The sequence below is a fragment of the Halobacillus locisalis genome (assembly GCF_013694105.1).
In the GTDB taxonomy this organism is placed as follows: Bacteria; Bacillota; Bacilli; order Bacillales; family Halobacillaceae; genus Halobacillus; species Halobacillus locisalis.
In genome coordinates this window covers 150,352-169,866 of the sequence record NZ_JACEFG010000004.1, presented here as the reverse complement: position 1 = coordinate 169,866, position 19,515 = coordinate 150,352, and the positions used below count along the sequence as shown (strand labels likewise).

At 44.2% G+C, this 19,515-nt stretch carries 17 protein-coding genes and 1 riboswitch; of the genes, 9 read left to right on the top strand and 8 right to left on the bottom strand.

Features of this window, described 5'->3' with window-relative positions; genetic code table 11:
• Nucleotides 1-46 precede the first annotated feature (46 nt).
• On the bottom strand, nucleotides 47-664 hold the full coding sequence (locus tag H0266_RS17700) for an HAAS signaling domain-containing protein (RefSeq protein ID WP_181473781.1): 618 nt from the start codon (nucleotides 662-664) through the stop codon (nucleotides 47-49).
• Complete coding sequence (locus tag H0266_RS17695; RefSeq protein ID WP_181473780.1) at nucleotides 654-986, bottom strand: PadR family transcriptional regulator; 333 nt, start codon at nucleotides 984-986, stop codon at nucleotides 654-656. The genes H0266_RS17700 and H0266_RS17695 overlap by 11 nt, the downstream gene beginning before the upstream one ends.
• A 181-nt stretch (nucleotides 987-1,167) precedes the next feature.
• Between H0266_RS17695 and H0266_RS17690 the strand changes: the two genes are divergently transcribed.
• Nucleotides 1,168-2,061 (top strand): cation diffusion facilitator family transporter, encoded by an 894-nt coding sequence (locus H0266_RS17690; protein WP_181473779.1) that lies wholly within the window; start codon nucleotides 1,168-1,170, stop codon nucleotides 2,059-2,061.
• A gap of 30 nt (nucleotides 2,062-2,091) precedes the next feature.
• Here H0266_RS17690 and H0266_RS17685 read toward each other — a convergent pair whose 3' ends face one another.
• Entirely contained in the window at nucleotides 2,092-2,517 is a 426-nt protein-coding gene (locus H0266_RS17685; protein ID WP_181473778.1) for a pyridoxamine 5'-phosphate oxidase family protein, read from the bottom strand.
• Between the two features lie 148 nt (nucleotides 2,518-2,665).
• On the opposite strand from H0266_RS17685, the gene H0266_RS17680 reads away from it, so the two are divergent.
• Entirely contained in the window at nucleotides 2,666-3,487 is an 822-nt protein-coding gene (locus H0266_RS17680; protein WP_181473777.1) for an alpha/beta hydrolase, read from the top strand.
• Between the two features lie 272 nt (nucleotides 3,488-3,759).
• On the opposite strand, the gene H0266_RS17675 is transcribed toward H0266_RS17680, so the two are convergent.
• A complete protein-coding gene (locus H0266_RS17675; protein WP_181473776.1) occupies nucleotides 3,760-4,440 on the bottom strand; it encodes a class I SAM-dependent methyltransferase in 681 nt (226 codons plus the stop codon).
• A gap of 233 nt (nucleotides 4,441-4,673) precedes the next feature.
• Nucleotides 4,674-4,850: riboswitch (cobalamin riboswitch) on the top strand.
• A gap of 129 nt (nucleotides 4,851-4,979) precedes the next feature.
• Between H0266_RS17675 and H0266_RS17670 the strand changes: the two genes are divergently transcribed.
• The 4 genes from H0266_RS17670 (at nucleotide 4,980) to H0266_RS17655 (ending at nucleotide 10,203) form a co-directional block, all read left to right on the top strand.
• The gene (locus H0266_RS17670; RefSeq protein WP_181473775.1) at nucleotides 4,980-7,181 is read left to right on the top strand and encodes a ribonucleoside-diphosphate reductase subunit alpha; all 2,202 of its coding nucleotides are present in this window, start codon (nucleotides 4,980-4,982) and stop codon (nucleotides 7,179-7,181) included.
• Nucleotides 7,182-7,196: 15 nt separating this feature from the next.
• The gene (locus H0266_RS17665; RefSeq protein WP_181473774.1) at nucleotides 7,197-8,234 is read left to right on the top strand and encodes a ribonucleotide-diphosphate reductase subunit beta; all 1,038 of its coding nucleotides are present in this window, start codon (nucleotides 7,197-7,199) and stop codon (nucleotides 8,232-8,234) included.
• A 206-nt stretch (nucleotides 8,235-8,440) separates the two neighbouring features.
• Entirely contained in the window at nucleotides 8,441-8,782 is a 342-nt protein-coding gene (locus tag H0266_RS17660; protein ID WP_181473773.1) for a P-II family nitrogen regulator, read from the top strand.
• A 32-nt stretch (nucleotides 8,783-8,814) separates the two neighbouring features.
• The gene (locus H0266_RS17655; RefSeq protein WP_181473864.1) at nucleotides 8,815-10,203 is read left to right on the top strand and encodes an ammonium transporter; all 1,389 of its coding nucleotides are present in this window, start codon (nucleotides 8,815-8,817) and stop codon (nucleotides 10,201-10,203) included.
• Nucleotides 10,204-10,325: 122 nt separating this feature from the next.
• Here the strand turns inward: H0266_RS17655 and H0266_RS17650 are convergent, their stop codons facing one another.
• The gene (locus tag H0266_RS17650) at nucleotides 10,326-12,008 is read right to left on the bottom strand and encodes a YndJ family protein (RefSeq protein ID WP_181473772.1); all 1,683 of its coding nucleotides are present in this window, start codon (nucleotides 12,006-12,008) and stop codon (nucleotides 10,326-10,328) included.
• Nucleotides 12,009-12,139: 131 nt separating this feature from the next.
• On the opposite strand from H0266_RS17650, the gene H0266_RS17645 reads away from it, so the two are divergent.
• Entirely contained in the window at nucleotides 12,140-12,706 is a 567-nt protein-coding gene (locus H0266_RS17645) for a sigma-70 family RNA polymerase sigma factor (protein ID WP_181473771.1), read from the top strand.
• Nucleotides 12,703-13,338, top strand: coding sequence for a hypothetical protein (locus tag H0266_RS17640; RefSeq protein WP_181473770.1), 636 nt, complete (start codon nucleotides 12,703-12,705; stop codon nucleotides 13,336-13,338). The genes H0266_RS17645 and H0266_RS17640 overlap by 4 nt, the downstream gene beginning before the upstream one ends.
• Before the next feature lie 36 nt (nucleotides 13,339-13,374).
• Here H0266_RS17640 and H0266_RS17635 read toward each other — a convergent pair whose 3' ends face one another.
• Nucleotides 13,375-14,013 (bottom strand): uracil-DNA glycosylase, encoded by a 639-nt coding sequence (locus tag H0266_RS17635; protein ID WP_181473769.1) that lies wholly within the window; start codon nucleotides 14,011-14,013, stop codon nucleotides 13,375-13,377.
• A gap of 583 nt (nucleotides 14,014-14,596) precedes the next feature.
• On the opposite strand from H0266_RS17635, the gene H0266_RS17630 reads away from it, so the two are divergent.
• Complete coding sequence (locus H0266_RS17630) at nucleotides 14,597-16,735, top strand: MMPL family transporter (protein ID WP_181473768.1); 2,139 nt, start codon at nucleotides 14,597-14,599, stop codon at nucleotides 16,733-16,735.
• 71 nt (nucleotides 16,736-16,806) lie between these two features.
• Here the strand turns inward: H0266_RS17630 and H0266_RS17625 are convergent, their stop codons facing one another.
• Both H0266_RS17625 and H0266_RS17620 read right to left on the bottom strand, forming a co-directional pair.
• Nucleotides 16,807-17,790, bottom strand: coding sequence for a sodium:calcium antiporter (locus H0266_RS17625; protein WP_181473767.1), 984 nt, complete (start codon nucleotides 17,788-17,790; stop codon nucleotides 16,807-16,809).
• Nucleotides 17,791-18,004: 214 nt separating this feature from the next.
• Complete coding sequence (locus tag H0266_RS17620; protein ID WP_181473766.1) at nucleotides 18,005-19,510, bottom strand: phytoene desaturase family protein; 1,506 nt, start codon at nucleotides 19,508-19,510, stop codon at nucleotides 18,005-18,007.
• Nucleotides 19,511-19,515: the final 5 nt, after the last annotated feature.

The window sequence follows — 19,515 nt, the reverse complement described above, 5'->3', positions numbered from 1 at the left end:
CGATGAATATAGAATTTCTATGTATATAGGCGAAAAGAATGCCGCCTTAAAGAGACATCCTTCTCCCCCATCTGCAACCAATCCATGAGACAGGGTACAATAAGCCGGTACAAACGATACAAATCAAAATGAACCTTGGTGTGATCAATGGATCGAACCAGCGACGCGGTAAGATTTGAAAGACCGTAAGAGCCATCAATACCAAATTCGGAACAATGCCTATCAGAAGGGTTTTTTTCAATAATAGCATCCCCCTTGGACCAAACGCCTTGCCAATCTCATACCCTAACAACGCCCAAAACAGGAAATACAAAGCGATAATGACATTCGGGATGGAAAGCAGACGATACCAAAGGGACTGTAGGAATGGCCACTCAAACAAATGGTATCCAAGAGTTAAGAGTCCACCGCCCAAAAACAGGAACACATTGGATAGTACGAACAACCAATGCAGGCGCGACTCTGTGACCGAGTTCTCGGCTTGCCACATGCGGGCGATTTCTTCTGGAGACCCAAGCCTTGCAACGAGCTCTTCATAGCCGATCACCTCGTGTTCTGCTTCTAATTCACGAATGTGACCTTCGTATTCCTCCATGATTGAGGAGCGATCAGGGTGAAAGGACAATTCTTCAGACAACTCTTCTACGTAATCGTTACGATTCATGCTTTCCAATCAACTTATTCATGACTTGGACATATCGGTGCCACTCACTCGTTCGCTCTTTCAGCATCGCCTGCCCTTCTGGAGTGACTTGGTAATATTTGCGCGCGGGTCCTTTCTCTTGCTCCTGCCAATAATGGGTCACATACCCTTGCTTCTCCAATTTATGAAGAGCTGGATACAGCGTTCCTTCCTTCACCTGAAAACTATGGTCACTGCGCTGGTCCATCTCTTTGACTAACTCATATCCATACATATCCCGGTCGTTCAACATTTGCAAAACTAAGAGAGACGTACTCCCTTTCACTAATTCTCGATTAAACAATCTTTTCACCTACCTCGGATAATTAGGTAAGTACATCATACCTAATTATCCGAGGTAAGTAAAGACGCGTTTAAATGAAGGGAGAAAAGGAAACATAAAAGGAAGAATAGACAAAACAACGTACGCTTTATATGATTGTATATGAACATATAATCATACATCGATTTAGGAGGATACATCTATGGGACATCATCATCACCATGTCGATTCATCGACAGGAAAAATAAAAGTGGCCTTTTTCCTTAACCTAGGATTCACAATCATAGAAATCATCGGAGGTCTATTGACCAACAGCATGGCCATCCTTTCTGATGCCTTGCACGACTTAGGAGATTCCTTATCTTTAGGTCTTGCTTGGTTTCTCCAGAAATTCTCGAACAAAGATCATTCCACTGATTTCTCTTTTGGATATCGACGATTTTCTTTACTTGCTGCCCTCATTAATAGCGTTGTACTGATTGTCGGTTCAGTCTTCATCTTAACCGAGGCGATCCCGAGGTTAATGAACCCTGAACAACCTAATACCATAGGAATGATTATACTGTCTGTTCTCGGTATCCTCGTGAACGGAGCAGCTGTATTCCGTTTGCGCGGAGGAGACTCGATGAACCAAAAAGTCATGACCTGGCATTTGCTTGAGGATGTTCTCGGCTGGGTGGCTGTTCTGATTGTCAGTATCATTATGACGTTCACAGACTTACCTATTCTTGATCCCATTGCTTCCATCGGTATTACTCTTTTCATTTTATATAATGTCATCGTAAACTTCGTAAAGACGATGCGTTTATTCTTAGAAGGCGTTCCGAAAAACATTGATTTGGAAGATTTGATTGAAAAAATGAATGCCGTTGAAGCCATTAAATCGACTCACCACACCCATTTGTGGTCGATGGACGGTGATCATCACGCGTTCTCCACGCATGTCGTTGTCGGTTCTTCTGCAACAAAAGAGGAAATCTGTGATGTGAAAGATTCCATCAAAGACATTATCAGCTCGATTCACCTTGATCACGTAACGATTGAAGTAGAGTACGAAGACAAGCCTTGTTCTATCACAGAACCAAAAAACGAGTGAGCTGAATGAGCTCACTCGTTTTTGTGTCTTTTATAATTCTAGAATTTCTGGTGTGTCTTCGCCTTCGTTCATGAGGCGGATCGCTTCTGGCATAATCTCAAGGACAATATATTCAGGGTCATCTTTGCTATCGAACCAACGCTTCATACGATCATTCCATAGCCAGTCCTTGATGTCCTGATCATCACGTATTTTCGCTTGGCCTTCGATTTCTAAGTAACCATCTCCATAGCCTTCTCCTTCGTAACCGAGCAAGATGTGTACGTTCGGATTCTCCTCGATTTCTTCTGCTTTATGCGTTTCACGATTCGTCGGTGTGAAGAATGTAAACGCATCGTTGTTTGAAAACGTCATATAGCGCGTATGAGGTTTGCCATCTTTCACTGTCGCGAGTGTTCCAACCTTATGGTTCTCCATCACTTCATGTATCTTGGCTTTTAATTCTTCTTGGTTCATTTTAATCTCCCCTTCTTTCAGTCTCACCAACAGTTTTCCCTGTCTGATGTAAAATATAAACATGTCGCTATGTTATGATTCGTTTTTCTTCCATGACAGAGGGTATGCTATATAATGTCTACAACAAGAATGTACAGGAGGATTTATTGTGAAGGACAAGAAAAAACTAATCTCCCTCTTACTCCCCACCCTGATTATCGGGGTTCTCTTGTTCTTTTCTGCTTCAAAACCAACGAGGTCCGAATACGGGACAGACGTTATTCCAACGGTATTTGTTCATGGATACAAAGGCGGAGAACGGAGTTTTTCTACGATGCTGCACCGATTCGAGCAGAAAAACTGGGGAGAACGACAAATGCTCATCCGCGTATCAAGAAACGGAAAGGTGAATATAAACGGTCATGTAGCTGGCCCGAAACCGATGGTGCAAGTCATCTTCGAGAATAGCCGCGCAAGCCTTGAACAACAAACGAAATGGCTTCGTAAAGTGATGAAAACCTTGCACTCAGATTTCTCAGTAGAATCTGTCAACCTTGTCAGCCATTCCATGGGAGGATTGGCTTCTGCCAATTATTTAGTTAGCAATGACACCAAACAGCCACAGGTAAGAAACTTGGCCGTCATCGCTAGTCCGTTTAAAGGAATCGATAAGGCAGGGTATTTCCAAATCAATCAAGATGCTGCCGCGGATGATTTACAACCTCAATCGGACGCCTTACAACAGCTCACAAGCAAGGAAATCCCTCATGATATTGACGTTCTATCTATAAGCGGTGTCATCAACGAGGAGGACTCGAAGGCTGAACATTGGGATGGACTGGTACATGTGACGAGCTCGCAAGCTATCAAAAAAATGGTGTCTCGTGGTCAACTTGAAAAAGAGATTGTATATGGACCTTTGGCCACACACTCCGGCCTTCATGAACTTCCACAAGTCGATCAGCTAGTCCACGACTTTTTGGTACAGTAACCTTAAGAAATCATATAAAAAACGCTCAGAACATCCTGAGCGTTTGTTTTTATTTCCGATGAAAGGCCTCAAAGAAATCTAAGAACGCGTGAAAAGTAGCAACAGATTGAAAAGCAAGAAGACTCAATGCTGTGAGTGAAAAGAAACCAATAAATAAAAAGCGAATCGATGGAATAGCATGAAGCCAAGCAACCATCTTATCCCTCTTTATAGTCTCGCTCAATGAGTGATATAAGCCTATCATACTCCTGTTTTCAATCATTTCAACGACATTATTTTTTCTCGAACATGAATAACCACATGAACGTCAACGCTTGTTTCATATCCTCATCAAGTGACTCAATCAACTCTGCCTGAACTCCTCGTTTGTACACGCCTTCTCCACCAAGGTGTAGCCAACCTGTCTCTTCTGCCATCCTACTGAATTCCCACGGCATCATCGTATTGCAAATCACTTCTTCTCCAAATAAGCGGCGGTAGCTATTCACCCGCGGCATCGCCGTCGGTCCCAGAAGTCCAATACAAAGCTTTCCGCCCGGATTCAAAATGCGCTTCATTTCCTCCAATCCTTGATATGGAACCTCTGTCCATTCCAAAGAATTGATGGCCATAATCCCATCAAAACTCTCGCTTTCAAAAGGCAAGTCCGTCAGATCCCCTTGCACAAAATTCAGACCATCTGTTTTCATACGTGCATTAGCACGTTCAATCATATCTTGTGATAAGTCCAACCCCGTCACCCTGTATCCTGACTGATGCAACTTATAGGATCCATATCCATCTCCACATCCTAGATCTGCAAGGGATGCACCTTTCTCTATGTAAGACTCCAAAAAAGGAACAATCGATTTCCTGCTACCGTTATCCCACATATCTTGACTTCGCTGATTCCATGATTCTGCCCGAAGGTCCCATTGTTTCTCCGCTTCTTTATGCCAATTGAATGATTCCATCGTTCCAACATCCCTTCATACGCTTTTTCTTCCATTATAAAGTAAATCCTTTAGTAAACACACACTCCATGCAACAAATGATAATAATGATTATGACCGTAAGAACCTGAAGTAATGCCCAGTCAGGAGACTAACAGAAACCAGTAAAACCAAAAAACAGTTGCACATTATCCGTTTGTTCGATATGCTAAATACACCATATAAGCTAACCACTAATCAAATATAACTACATATAGTATCCACGAACAGAAGATGCCGTTAAGGCTTAATAGGGAATCCGGTGAAACACCGGAGCTGCCCCCGCAACTGTAAGCGTACGCGAAATGGATTTTCCACTGTACTTTTCGTACGGGAAGGACCAGAGTAAGATCGTGCGCAAGCCAGGAGACCTGTCTTCGTTCGTAGTAGTTTCAACTTCTTCGGGGATTGAGGAGATGATGCGATGGAACGAACGCATCTTCTTTTTTTATGCCTTCGTTTCATGGTCTCATCCGCTCAAATTCGAGCGGATTTTTTTATGTTCAAAAAGGAGTGAAAAGATGAACAGTATAACTTTAGAAACAACATGGTTAGAGGAAGCGTTCCCTCACCTCCCCATCCGTGACGTACTCGGGAAAACGAACGCCAAAAGCCTGGACGCTCATACTCAGGAGGTGGTTTTAGCCTGCTTAGCAGAAATTGATGAAGCGAGTCCAGACTGGACATTCGTCGCAAGTCGCGTGTATTTGAACTGGATGTATAAACAATCTAGAGCGAACCGACAACAACAGAATGCTTATGTGAACTTTCATGACTTAATCGTTTCTCTTATAGATAAAGGGATTTATTCCAGGAAACTTCTTACCTATTACAGTCAATCAGACATCGAAGAACTCGAAGGGTCCATTGAACCAGAACGTGATCATTTATTCACTTACATCGGACTTCGCACATTAAGTGATCGATATTTAGCCAGATCCAAAGAGAACGAGATATTCGAACTGCCTCAGGAACGATTCATGATCATCGCCATGACATTGATGGCGCAGGAAAAAGAGAGCCAGCGTCTCAGGTTAGTAAAAGAGGCTTACTGGGCGTTAAGTCACCTGTACATGACTGTGGCCACCCCTACCCTAGCCAATGCTGGTAAACAGCACGGGCAACTCAGCTCCTGTTTCATCGATACAGTCGATGACAGCCTGCAATCGATCTACGATAGCAACACCGATATCGCCAATCTAAGTAAAAATGGTGGAGGGATCGGCGTTTATTTAGGGAAAATCAGAAGCCGCGGCAGTGATATCCAAGGGTTCAAAGGCGTCTCTTCCGGTGTGATTCCTTGGATGAAGCAGTTAAATAATACAGCCGTCAGTGTCGATCAACTCGGCCAGCGTCAGGGCGCGATTGCCGTTTACTTAGACGTTTGGCACAAAGATATCTTCTCTTTTCTAGATAGTCGATTAAATAATGGAGACGAACGACAGCGCACGCACGATTTATTTACCGGCGTATCCATTCCCGATGTATTTATGGAAGCTGTTGAACAGAGAGAAGACTGGTATTTATTCGATCCCCACGAAGTGCGTCAGGTTATGGGGTTTGCCTTAGAGGATGTGTATGACGAACATCTTGGGGACGGGACATTCCGAACGTACTACCAGCAGTGCATCGAACACCCTGAGCTATCAAAGGAATGCGTACCTGCGATTGATATTATGAAAAGAATCATGATCGGTCAGCTTGAAACAGGGACACCGTATATGTTTTATCGAGACGAAGTGAACCGAATGAACCCGAACTCACACGCCGGGATGATTTATTGTTCTAACCTTTGTACAGAAATCACCCAAAACCAAAGCGCCTCCTCTCAAGAGCAGCAGTATGTGGAGGATGGACAAATCATCACGGTTAAAGATCCCGGAGATTTCGTCGTTTGTAACTTATCCAGCATAAACCTAGGGCGAGCGGTACCGTCCGGTCACTTGCAACGATTGATCAAGATTCAAGTCCGAATGCTTGATAACGTCATCGACCAAAACTCCATCCCCGTCCTGCAAGCGCAATTGACGAACCAAGCTTACCGGGGCGTAGGGCTCGGAACCTTCGGGTGGGCGCATTTGCTCGCTTTAAAGAAGATCCCTTGGGAATCGGATGAAGCGATCGCCTATGCTGATGAAATCTACCAGGCAATTGCCTTCTATACCATTGAAGCGAGCAGTGATTTAGCCCAGGAAAAAGGTAGCTATGGTCACTTTGAAGGGTCCGAATGGCAAACGGGGGCATTTTTCATTAAACGAACGTTTGATCAATCGCAATCCTGGAACTGGAGAGCTCTTCAGGAAAGGGTTCAAAGAAACGGTATAAGAAATGGTTATCTGATGGCGGTGGCTCCGAACTCCAGCACCTCTTTAATTGCTGGCAGTACAGCAAGCATTGATCCAATATTCAAGAGGTTTTATTCCGAAGAAAAGAAAGATTTCAAGATTCCTGTGACGGCTCCTGACTTGAACCATCACACTTACGGGTTCTATCCCTCTGCGTATGATGTCGATCAAAAGGCGAGCATGAGACAGAACGCTGCCCGTCAAAAGTATATCGACCAATCCATTTCATTCAATCTATATGTCCGGAACTCCATCCAAGCAAAGGAATTATTAGATTTACATTTAGAAGCGTGGAAACTTGGCTTGAAGACAACGTATTATACAAGGTCTACATCCAGTCAAGGCGCTGTTGATGAATGTGAAAGCTGCTCATCCTAAAGGAGGAACCACATTATGACGAACATCCAAACACGCAAACTCGTTGATAAAGATGCCCCGAACCAATCCACAGGCATCATCAATGGACAAAGCTCCAACGTTCTCAACTGGGACGATACCGCTTTTTCATGGGCTTACCCTATGTACAAGAACATGCTCTCGAACTTTTGGATTCCGAATGAGATCAATATGAGCAATGACTTGAAACAATGGCCGGATCTATCGCCAGAAGAGAAGCATACGTTTAAGAAAATCATTGGGCTGCTCGCTTTTTTAGATTCGATTCAAACCGACTACTCAGGAAAAGTGGCTGACTATTTAACAGATTCTAGTTTATCCGCCCTTATGCAAGTCTTGGCTTTTCAAGAAGTCGTACACAACCAGTCGTATTCTTATGTCTTATCATCCCTTGTACCCCAGCATGAACAAGAAGAGATTTTTGAGTACTGGAAACACGACGAGGTCTTATTAGAACGCAATAGGTTCATTACGGAGGGGTACGAGGCATTCATTGAAACTCCAACAGCGGAGAATTTCTTGAAGTCCATTGTGTACGATGTCGTATTAGAAGGGTTGTTTTTCTATGCAGGGTTCGCTTTCTTCTATAATTTAGCACGCAATCACAAGATGGTCTCGACAAGTACGATGATCAATTACATCAATCGTGATGAACAAATCCATGTAAACTTATTCGCCCGCATCTTTAAAGAAACGCTTTACGAAAACCCAGACATGGATAAGGAACATTTCCAAAATTTCGCCACGGAAACATTCGCTGAAGCTGCAGAGCTTGAAATTAAATGGGCCGAACACATCATCGGCCACCACTTCCCTGGGATCCCATTAGAGGATTTAAACGACTACATTCGATTTATGGCGAATAAACGCTGCAAGCAACTCGGGGCAGACAAGCCATTTCCAACCTACAAGAAGAATCCACTCAAATGGATCCGGGCATATCAAGACGTGGATGAAGGTAAATCAGACTTTTTCGAACAGAAATCCAGGCAATATACGAAAGTGTCAGAAACAAACGGATTCGATGACTTATAAATTTTTCTCCCTCTTTTTTAAGAGGGATTTTTTATTGTCCTCATCACAATGGAAACGGTTACCAAAGCATCCACATGTCACGTTTCCTTACATGAACGCAATAAAGTGTATTGATTTTTCTGAATATTTACTTTATGATTATATTTATTCATAACTTGATGTGTTAGAAAACCTGACACAAACAAGAATAAGGAGGAGTAAGATCGATGAAAAAAGTAGAGGCTATCATTCGTCCTGAAGCCTTCCAAACACTCCGCCAAAACCTCGATCACTTAGGTGTCAAAGGGTTGACGGTATCAGAAGTGGCTGGATGTGGACAACAGAAAGGTCAAGAAGGGATTTTCCGCGGCAGCCGATTCGAAGTAAAGCTATATCCGAAGGTGAAAGTGGAAATGGTTGCGGAAGATCACGAACTCGAGTCCATTATTGATGTCATCATGGATTCTTGCGCGACTAATGAAGTTGGTGATGGGAAGATCTTCGTTTCTACAATTGAGGAAGTTTTCCGCATTCGAACAGGAGAAACTGGTAAAGCCGCTCTCATTTAATCACGATTATTTTGGAAGGATGGATGAATCGAATGAAAAAAATCGCTCTTTTATTTATTATTGCTTTGTTTAGTTTCCCCGTTATCGCAAGTGCACAAGCGGTAACACCTGAATCCGTATTACAGTCTCTGGACATGGTTTGGATCATGATTGCCGCCTTTTTAGTATTCTTTATGCACGCAGGTTTTGCTATGGTTGAGTCTGGCTTCACACGATCGAAGAACGCTCTCAACATTTTAATGAAAAACTTCATGACCATGTCCATCGCTGCTGTACTCTACTTTGTTGTCGGGTACGGGATCATGTTCGGAACGTCTGGCGGTGGGATCATCGGAATTGATGGGTTCTTCCTTACAGGACAAGAAGACCAAATCGGATTCTTCGTTTTCCAAGCTGTCTTTGCCGCGACCTGTGCGACGATCATCTCAGGTGCTGTCGCCGAACGAATGAAACTGAACTCTTACCTTCTCCTTACCGTTTTAATGACAGGCTTCATCTATCCTGTAGTAGGCCACTGGGTTTGGGGCGGTGGATGGTTGTCCTCCCTCGGATTCGTTGACTTTGCCGGTTCTACAGTCGTCCACTTGACTGGTGCCCTAGGTGCCATCGTGACGGTCATGTTCCTCGGACCACGCCTTGGTAAATATAGCGGTAAAACCGTCAACGTCATCCCTGGACACAACATTCCTTTAGGTGCTTTAGGTGTATTCATCCTATGGTTCGGTTGGTTCGGATTCAACGGTGGAAGTACGCTCGCAGCCGATCCTTCCTTAATCCCTTCTGTTGTAGCGACGACACTATTATCCGCTTCAGCGGGAATTATCGGATCTGCTTTTTACTCCCAAGCGAAATTCAAACGGATTGATGCTTCTCTTACTTTGAACGGCGCGCTCGCCGGACTTGTCGGAATTACAGCGGGTACAGCGAATGTATCCTTGATCGGCGCCATCGCAATCGGATTGATTGCCGGTGTCATTCTAGTCGAAGCCGTTCAATTCCTTGATCGCGTAGCACGCATTGACGACCCTGTAGGCGCCATTGCTGTTCATGGTATTTGCGGCATTTGGGGTACTCTCGCTGTTGGACTATTCTCTGTCGAAGGCGGCCTTTTCTACGGAGGCGGAATCAGCCTTCTAGGTATTCAAGCAGTCGGCATCTTGGCGGTAATCGCTTGGACAATGGCTACTACAGCAGGTGCTGTTCTCCTGATCAAAGCACTGACAAACGGTATTCGCGTATCTCGTCAGGAAGAAATCTCTGGCTTGGACTTTGCTGAGCATGGTTCCTCCGCTTATGAGTCTAGTCGTGGTATTTTCAACGAGAACCCAGGTTCGACGGCTGACTTCGGTGTCGATCTACTCCACCGGTTAGACAGCTTGAACAACGAACCCAGAAAGACTGACCACAAAACAGCTCAATAATATCTGCAACACGAATAAGACCTCTTCTATCTCCCCCGAATAGAAGAGGTCTTTTCTTTTTCTGTCTCTTATTCCGGGAGTAAACCGAATAGACAATTCTAAAAGCAGATTCTACAATGAATCTACTTCACAGCTTTTTCGCGGATGTGGTACGTAATCGTTAGAAAAGGGATGTTCAATAGAGATAGAAAATGCTTCGCGATCAGCTCTCCACTTTCATCTGCTTGAACGTGAAACCATTCCCTAAGAGGCGTACGAATCGTCCAGCTCCCCAACGTCACATATACCCCTTCATCCCCTCTGGCATCCACGCGTTGATGACTTGATAAAATAAGACCATCCCCGTCATCTTTCTGCAAACGCAACACCCCCGTCATCATACCGAACGGCAAAGGCAGTCCAATATTCATGTAGCGCTCTTCCGCTTGCTTATGAAAGGAGTAAAGAGCTGTAAAAATCGGCTCATCCGTCTCCCTGTTTTTCCTGATCCAGGCCCGCACATGGCGCCGTCCATCTTGTTCATCCGATATAGCTACAATCTCCCCGTTCATCTCCACATCACTTGAAGGTGGAAGATTGATCTGTCCGAAGCGTTTAGTTAAACGATGACTCATACCAGAAAGTCTACGGAAGCCCCTTTGCCAACGAATAGAAGCGTGCATGTCATATTGATCCGTGCGCAAGTAAAACCGCCTTACGAGAGGGTGGATGGTGGTAGGGTCAAAACGGTCGCTCTGAAAGAACCTCCAGGTCGGAATCAACCCCGATTCCGATCGATAGCTTTCCACCCATTTATTTTTGTACACCGCGTCATTTCCAATATATCCACTCGCCCTCACCCGGCTGACAGGGAAGCTCGTATAGCGATGACGTTGCGGCGCACCCGTCCTTCTCCAAGACAGTACAGCTAAAACAGAAAAGCCAAAAGCATTCAATAAGCCGTGGTAAGAGACCATTCTATGCACCGTAATCGAATACGCATCGATCATCAACCCTAAACTATATAAGAACGAGAGAACCATCGTTCCAAGTAACACTAAGGAAGCACCTCTTAAGCCAGCCCCTGCCCAAGTGCTCAAGTCAATCGACATCCAGATCCACCAGATACATAGCCATATTAGAATTAAGACATAAAGACCAACAGTGATTACTTCTACAGGAGGTCCTTGATCGAGTCCAACCGCAACTAGGATCGGACCGATGATGACCCCAACCGCAAGGACATGGTATGGCCTGTGCATATACCTTTTTCGGACACGATTTCCATCGGAGCGATAACGCCCGAAGAAGCCCGTCACTAATGGAAGGACAAAGGCCGCGTAGTGAAAGTGGATAGCTGTTAATTGGACAATCGTCTCCGAATAAGGAAGGTAATCAGACCATCCCGCTTGAGCAATTAAGAGCCACCCTCCACCGACAGCTATGTACATCAAACCAATATCAATGATCGTTTCCTCCATCGGTCGCACTCCACGGCCCAATAGACGCATCAAACCACCGAAAGCAAGAAGCAGAGTATAGAAGAACCAAATAGCCGCCCACCACCCCGCTTCCACTCCAGCAGGCAATGTGACAGATATCGCTCCCGCTCCAGCGAAAGGCAGAGAGGTTTGCATCACTTTCCATAACCACTGTTCTGCACGATTACCTTCCTTGTGTTTCACGACTTCTTCAACTAACAGCGGAACAAGCACAAAGAACACTAACCCTAGAGCAATATCAATTTTACTCACAAAAAAAATAAAGCACCAAACAACTAAGATGACCGTTCCAGCCAACGCATTCCATCTACCCGGATTTTTCATTCTTCATTCCCCCTGATGAACGAGACCGCATTTTCCAAATATAGCTAAACGTGTTTTAATAGAGTTAGATATTTCTATTTTACCAAAACCTCAAGCAAAGGAGTGTCGTCTAAGTTATGAGGTGGGACAAATTGATACATAAACAACGCACAAGCCCCGTCACCCCCGATGATAAGGTCGACATGGATCAACGGGTCGAACAGTGGATTCAAGATTATGGCCATGATTTAAAGTGGTTAGCCTACTCCTATGTAAAAGACCACTCCTTAGCTGAAGATATCACTCAAGAGACGTTTATTAAAGCGTATCAAAAATACTCGAGCTTTAAAGAAGAATCTAGTGTGAAAACCTGGTTATACAAAATTTCAATCAATCTGTGTAAAGACCATTTGAAAAGCTCTTATATGAAAAGAGTCGTCAAAAAAGGGACAGAGTTGTTCAGAAGCCTCCCTTCGACGCAATATACACCCGAAGAGTACGTGTTGAACCAAAGTGAAGACGAAGAATTATTTCAACATATTTTAGCGCTTGAGGGAAAATATAGAGAGATCATCATTCTATATTATTTTGAAGAGTTCGATACAAACGAATTAGCTGACGTCATTCAAGCGAGCCCTAACACAGTCAAAACAAGACTCAGACGGGCACGCCAGCTTTTACAAAAGCAAATGACTTCAGAAGGAGGTACGTCGGAATGAATGACTTACTCGATCGCAAGTTAAAGAAATTGGATCGACAGTTAAAATACGATGAAGTTCCGTTTGACGAAGAACATATGAAGAAAGCTGTACTAAGGGCACCCAAAGCTAGACCGTCCACAACCCCTTCCTGGATCAGGCGAACCGCCCCACTTCCGCTGATTGCAGCTTTGACTTTCTTCTGTATTCAATTCGTGACGAACCCGGCGGATCACGCTATATACACTGCAAATATGTTGCCATCCAAAAGTTCCGTCACAGAGCTGAAAACACAGACAAATGCCAACCTATTGAGTTTCGATCAAAAGAAAGCCGATATCACTTCGCCCTCACCTAAACAATCCACCATGATAAGGGAAACCTATGTCATCCATAATGACCATCAATTTGTGCAGACAGGAAAAACCGTGCAAACCGAAGAGTTAGGCGAAGTATTAGGAACCATTCAAATCAAACGAATGATGGACGAAACCCTGCGGCAAGAGACAGAAATCTATAGCATCAAGGGCGAAGATGACGAGGATCGAATCGCCATCGAAAGCAGGCGGAACACAGGAATCGGCTCCACATCCATCAGCAAGCAAGGATATTTCGTGTTCGAGCGTAAAGAACCGCTTCCACAAGCTCAATAACATTTCAAACATCCGCTAAAAGGTAGCGGATGTTTTTTATTTCTTTCTATTCTGACCTAAGTAATCCCTGACTTTTTCTAAGGAACTTTCGATTTCCGCTCTGATCTTCGGATTATAAAATACTGCGGCAGGGTGATAGAGCGGTATGATTTCATAAGTCCGTTCAGACTCCGACCACTGACCTCCTTCTATATCCCAGCATAAGACCCTGGTTTCAAAAACCTCACCGACCACATCACTCATTCGTTGCTCACCCCCTGTCAGTCGCTTAAAGGCAACACCACCAAGCGCTACAATAACAGAAGGATCCACCTTACGTATTTGATAATCCAATAACGGCGCATGAGCGATGATTTCTTTTTGATTGGGCTTTCGGTTCGCTTTCCTCTGGCCTGACTCATTGTTCGCCTCAACCCAGCGATAAGGACGACTTCGCACAACACTCGTAATGTAGACCTTCTCTCGATCCCACCCCAACAGATTGAATTGCTTATCCAGTTCTTTTCCTGCACGGCCAATAAAAGGTACTCCTTTTACCGCTTCATTCTCACCAGGGGCTTCCCCGACAACCATGATGTCGCTATTCTGATCCCCTTTCCCTAACACAAATCCTTCGACTGCATAAGGTTCTATTCTCTGTTTCGCTTCATTAATAATATTCTCAGGAATCTCCATTCATCCCACCTCCACTTCCTTTGGTATTTTCCACAACATCATCAACCCTACACCTAACGACCTATCAGTTTTCAAAAGAAAGGAAAAGGAGTATGATTTGAAGGGAGCATGTATATAAATATCCTGTTACACATTGATGTCATTTTTCTCTACTATACTTATCTCCCCGTGCCTATACAGTCTCTCGAAATCACATGCAAATAGCGAATAAGGTTGAGATACTTTCGTCAATGATTGTTATTCTCAGCGTATGAGTTGATTATATTCATGTCGACATTCTTACATCAAAAAATGGTCCGACTATCTATATTTGGGTGGGTGTGATGGGAAATGACGAGACTCCCGCGGGAGAAGGACTCAGGCGAGACCCCACAGGGAGTGCCAACGACCGAGGAAGCTTGCCGGTTCCACCGCAGGAAAGAGGGTTATTTCCCACCACACCCTAGTCATTCTTCCATAGAGGAGCCAAGAGACTCATATTCAGGATAGAGAGGGTTATAACGGAGTAGGAGAAATTAAGGATCAGCAACAAGGATGAGCAGAGCTACAGAAATAAGAGATTGATATAAAGGAGTTTGTGTTGATGAGTAAACTATCCTCTTTGATTGTGCGGTTCCATAAATGGCTCTTAGCCCTATGGATTGTAATCGCAGTCGCCATGGGGTACTTCGCCATACAGTTACCTTCATTATTAGACGGTGACGGGTTTCGTACAGATGGAGAATTTGAAGAAGTGGAAGACATCCTGAACGAAGAGTTCGACTTCCCAGAATCGACTTTACTGGTATTGTTTGAAGAAAAATCAGATGAAGAGATTTCATCGCTTTTAACGGAAATAGAAGACTTGGATGCAGCATCAAGCATCCAGTCACCAATCGATAACGAAGAGATGCAAGAAGGCGATGTTGCCTATGCATCCCTGTTCTTCACAGATGAGTCATTGGATATAAATCAAGTCATCAGTGATGTTAAAGATATTACGTCTGAAGAATCAGGCGTCAGTTTAACCGGAGCCCCTGTCATTTCAGAAGACATAAATAAAGCAAGCCAAGACGATTTGAAGCGCGCCGAATTAATCGGCCTCCCTGTCGCCTTACTCATTTTATTGCTTGCATTCGGAACGGTCGTCGCTTCCCTGCTCCCTCTGATCATCGGAGCCATAACGATTGTAGCAGGTTTCGGGGTGTTAGCGATCATCGGTCAAGATACACAGTTGTCCATTTTCATCCTGAATATTGTTCCCATGATCGGCCTTGCTTTAAGCATTGATTTTGCCTTACTGTTTATCAACCGCTACCGGGAGGAACGCTTGAAACAAGAAAAAGCCGAAGCCTTAATGACGACCATCCAGACAGCAGGTCGTTCCATTATCTTTTCTGCTGTTTGTGTGTTTATCGGACTTGCTGCCATGAGCGTCATACAAGTCGATATTTTCACAAACATTGCAATCGGCGGATCCATTGTCATTGTTGCAGCGGTGCTTGCTTCTCTCACCTTGCTCCCTTCACTCCTGTACGTGTTAGGATCAAAAATTGATAAGTGGAGGATCATTTCGACAGATAAAGATACTACACCTAGATGGCGGACATTCGCCCGCGGCGTAATGAAGCATCCCGTGATCATCGCCTTTATTGCGCTCATCATTCTAGGGATTGGCGTCATCCCTGTGTTCAATATGAATCTATCAATTCCGACAATCGACGCACTCCCTAAGAGTTATGATTCTCGCGCCGCTTTTGAGACGATTGATGAGACGTTCATGGACGGGGAAGAAAGCACAGCCTACGTCATCGCTGAACGGGATGGCGATTGGTTGGAGTCAGATGGTCTTGAACAAATCAAAGATCTTGAAGAGCAATTATCGGATGAAGAAATTGTCGACTCCGTCGATACCCTTTATTCAGCAACCGATTTCAACACACCCGAAGAGCTCGCAGCGTCTCTCGACCAACCTCAAGTAAGAGAACAGTTGCAACCGGCTATCAACCAATTCATTAATGAAGATTTACTGATGATTCCTGTGCATTTGACAGCTTCCGCTAACTCTTCGGAGGCCCAAGAACTGATGACCCAGTGGTCGAGCGATTCATGGGACGTAGAGATGATGTTTGGCGGTCAACCAAAATTCAACGAAGAAATCTATACCGAAATTTACGATAAGATCGGCATCACATTAGCGATCATCATCATCTCCACTTTCATCATTTTGACTATCGCTTTCCGGTCCGTCATCATCCCGTTAAAAGCGATTCTCATGAACATCATCGGACTTGCCTCTACATTCGGTATCCTTGTGTGGATCTTCCAAGGAGGTCACTTCGGGCTCAATGAGGCGGATATCGCCCTTGTTTTACCTGTCATCGTGTTCAGCCTCGTGTTCGGGTTGAGTATGGACTACGAAGTGTTCCTAATCTCCAGAATCCATGAATTTTATTTACAAAATGGAGACAACACGAAGTCTACAGTAGAAGGGTTGGCTAATACGAGCAAGATCATTACTTCTGCTGCTTTAATCATGATTGTCATCACAGGAGCATTCGCATTTACAGGCGTTGTTCCTGTTAAACAGATCGGAATCGGGATTGCAGTCGCCATCTTTATCGATGCCACGATCATTCGTTTACTTCTAGTCCCTAGCTTGATGAAGCTTCTCGGCGACTGGAACTGGTGGTTACCATTCACAAAAGCCAATCAAGTGAAGAAAAAAGAAACGTCCAGTTAAATTCTTATGTTCAATACGTCCTAGAACACAAAAAAGCTTCTGCATCCATGTTTGGGTTGCAGAAGCTTTTTCTATTTGATTTGAAATACAAAATACGTCGTAATGAAATAGCAGACGATGATCAACATTGAAGGGATCAAGTATCCAGCTCGTTTATGATTACGTGTGATGCTGTAGATTACGAACAAGATGAACAGGATCGAAACGCCTCCTGTAATGATGTTCGCCACTCCTGATTCCTGCAGTAGATTGCCCCGAAAGTAGAAAGCATCGGTAATCGCGAGAATCATCAGATTAAACGCATTACTCCCCAAAAGAGAACTGATTCCCAAATTAAAATTGCGTAACTTGAGTGCCGTCCCTACACTGACAGCATCCGGTAAAGACGTACTGATCGCGACTAAGAAAGAGCCGATAAATGAAGCGCCAATTCCGGTAATGACCGATATCCTTTCAGCCGTCACGGTTAACACACTACCGATGAGCATAATCGCAAACGCTGCCGCAATAAACCTGACTAACACCTGCTTGTACGTATAATCACTATATTTCTCGTTTTCTTTCTTCACTTTCCGACCTTGATAGTCTGTCCGGTCATTGATATATTTCGATCCAATAAAATAGAGCATCACAATAATAATCGATGTATAGCTTATATGGAACACTGCGGTAGGTAATGTGAGTGATAACCCCGCTACCACCACGAGCGTCATAAAGATGACAAGCCACCCATACATCTTACTCTCCGGCGTTGCATGCGTCATGATTTGATAACGACGATACACGATATCAAAGATAGCAAGACCCATAATGTTAAACAGGTTACTGCCAATCAGATTTCCTACAGCTAAGTCCGGGCTATCTATTATGATCGCCGTGACGCTCGATGTAAGCTCGGGCAAAGAAATGGCCACCCCTATGATCGCTCCCATGAAAGCTGACGAAGCACGACTTTTTTCTTTCACAGCATCCCCGAAAATCGATAATTGCGAGGCTACAAAAAATGTTCCGACCCCCGCAAGGAAGAACAGCGAAAACACAATCCAATCTGCCAAATCCAACCACCTCAATCTATGTAAAGCTATATTGGTCATCCATTCCCTTACCCTTATCTCACGAAACGATTTCCGCTTAATATTTTATTTAGAAAATAAATCCATTAAGGTTGAGCGTACACACCAACTCATCTGAACAGTATGCCCTAAGAAGCATGGTATTCTACAGCTCATAAAAAAAGACCAGCAATCGCTGGCCCTTACACCCATTATCTTATGACTTTACAGTTTCTTTTTCTTGTTCTTTAATTAAGTCTGCTGTCAATTGACCGGATAACGTAACCATCGGAACTCCTCCGCCAGGGTGAGTAGACCCACCGACGAAATAGAGACCTTCATAAACTTGGCTCTTTGAAGGAATCTTGAAGCCGCCATTCGTTTTACGATCAGCAGCAATTCCATAAATGGAACCACCATTCGGCCCGTAAAGAGACTCCAAATCCTCTGGAGTGAAACGGTATTCGAATTCTATTGAATCACGAAGGCCTGAGACGCCCATTCGTTCTAATTTATCTAACACAACTTCTCGGTATTGATTCCAATCTATCGGCTTACGCTTGCCATTCGTCAGCGGTGGTACGTGGGTCAACACGAATAAGTTATCTTTTCCTTCCGGCGCTTGCGTATCATCTGAGCGGGAAGAAATTCCAATATAAATCGTCGGATCGTCTGCCGGCTTGCCTTGGTCGAAGATCTGTTTGAATTCTTTCTCCGGGTCTTCTGAGAAAAAGAAGTTATGGTGCTTCAAGTGATCGAACTTCTTATCTGTACCTAATAGAAGAACAAGCCCAGAGACGGTCGGATCAAATTTCTTCTCCAGAGACTTCGTTTCCTTCTTCACTTTAGAAGTAGCAGGAGCTAAACGGCGATATGCCGGAATCGCTTCTAAGTTCGACACAATCACATCCGCTTCATGGACGGTTCCATCTTCCGTCTCGACACCAACGACACGGTCCCCTTCCACAACGAGTTGTTTGACCGGCGTATTCAATTGAACATCAACTCGAAGCTCTTCCATCAACTGACCCATAGCTTCAGCAATCTTGTACATGCCACCTTTGACATAATGAATCCCTAGCCCAAGTTGCACATACACAAGCTGGTTCAGAATAGCTGGTGAAGAATACGGATTCGAACCGACGTACATCACAAAGAAATTGAACAACTGCTCTAAGTACTTATTATCAAATTGCTTTTTCGTCGATTTCGCTACCGTGCTCATCGGATCCATCTGAAAGAGCTCACTAAGCTTATGATGGCTCTTCAAATCTTTCAAATCCGAGATACTATATTTATAGAAGCTCTTCATACATAATTCATACATGTCCTGACTATATGATAGGAAATCTGTCAGTTTACGGTTCGGTCGATCAGTCACTTTCGCCATCTCTTCCAACATAGAAGGCAGGTCGCTTGTCACATCAAGCTGCTTTCCGTCTTCAAAAAATGTTCTCCACTGCGGCTCTACACGTTCTACAGTGATATAATCCTCAAGGCGACGGTGAACACTTTCAAACAATTGCTCCAGCACCCACGGCATCGTCAAGATCGATGGCCCTGTGTCAAAAGTGAATCCTTTTCCTTCCCGCTTATTCAATTTCCCACCGATATTACTGTTTTTCTCGATGACTTTCACATCATACCCATCAGCATTCAATCTGATAGCTGCTGACATTCCACCAAGACCTGCTCCAACAACGATCGCTTTCTTTTTGTTCAAAGCAT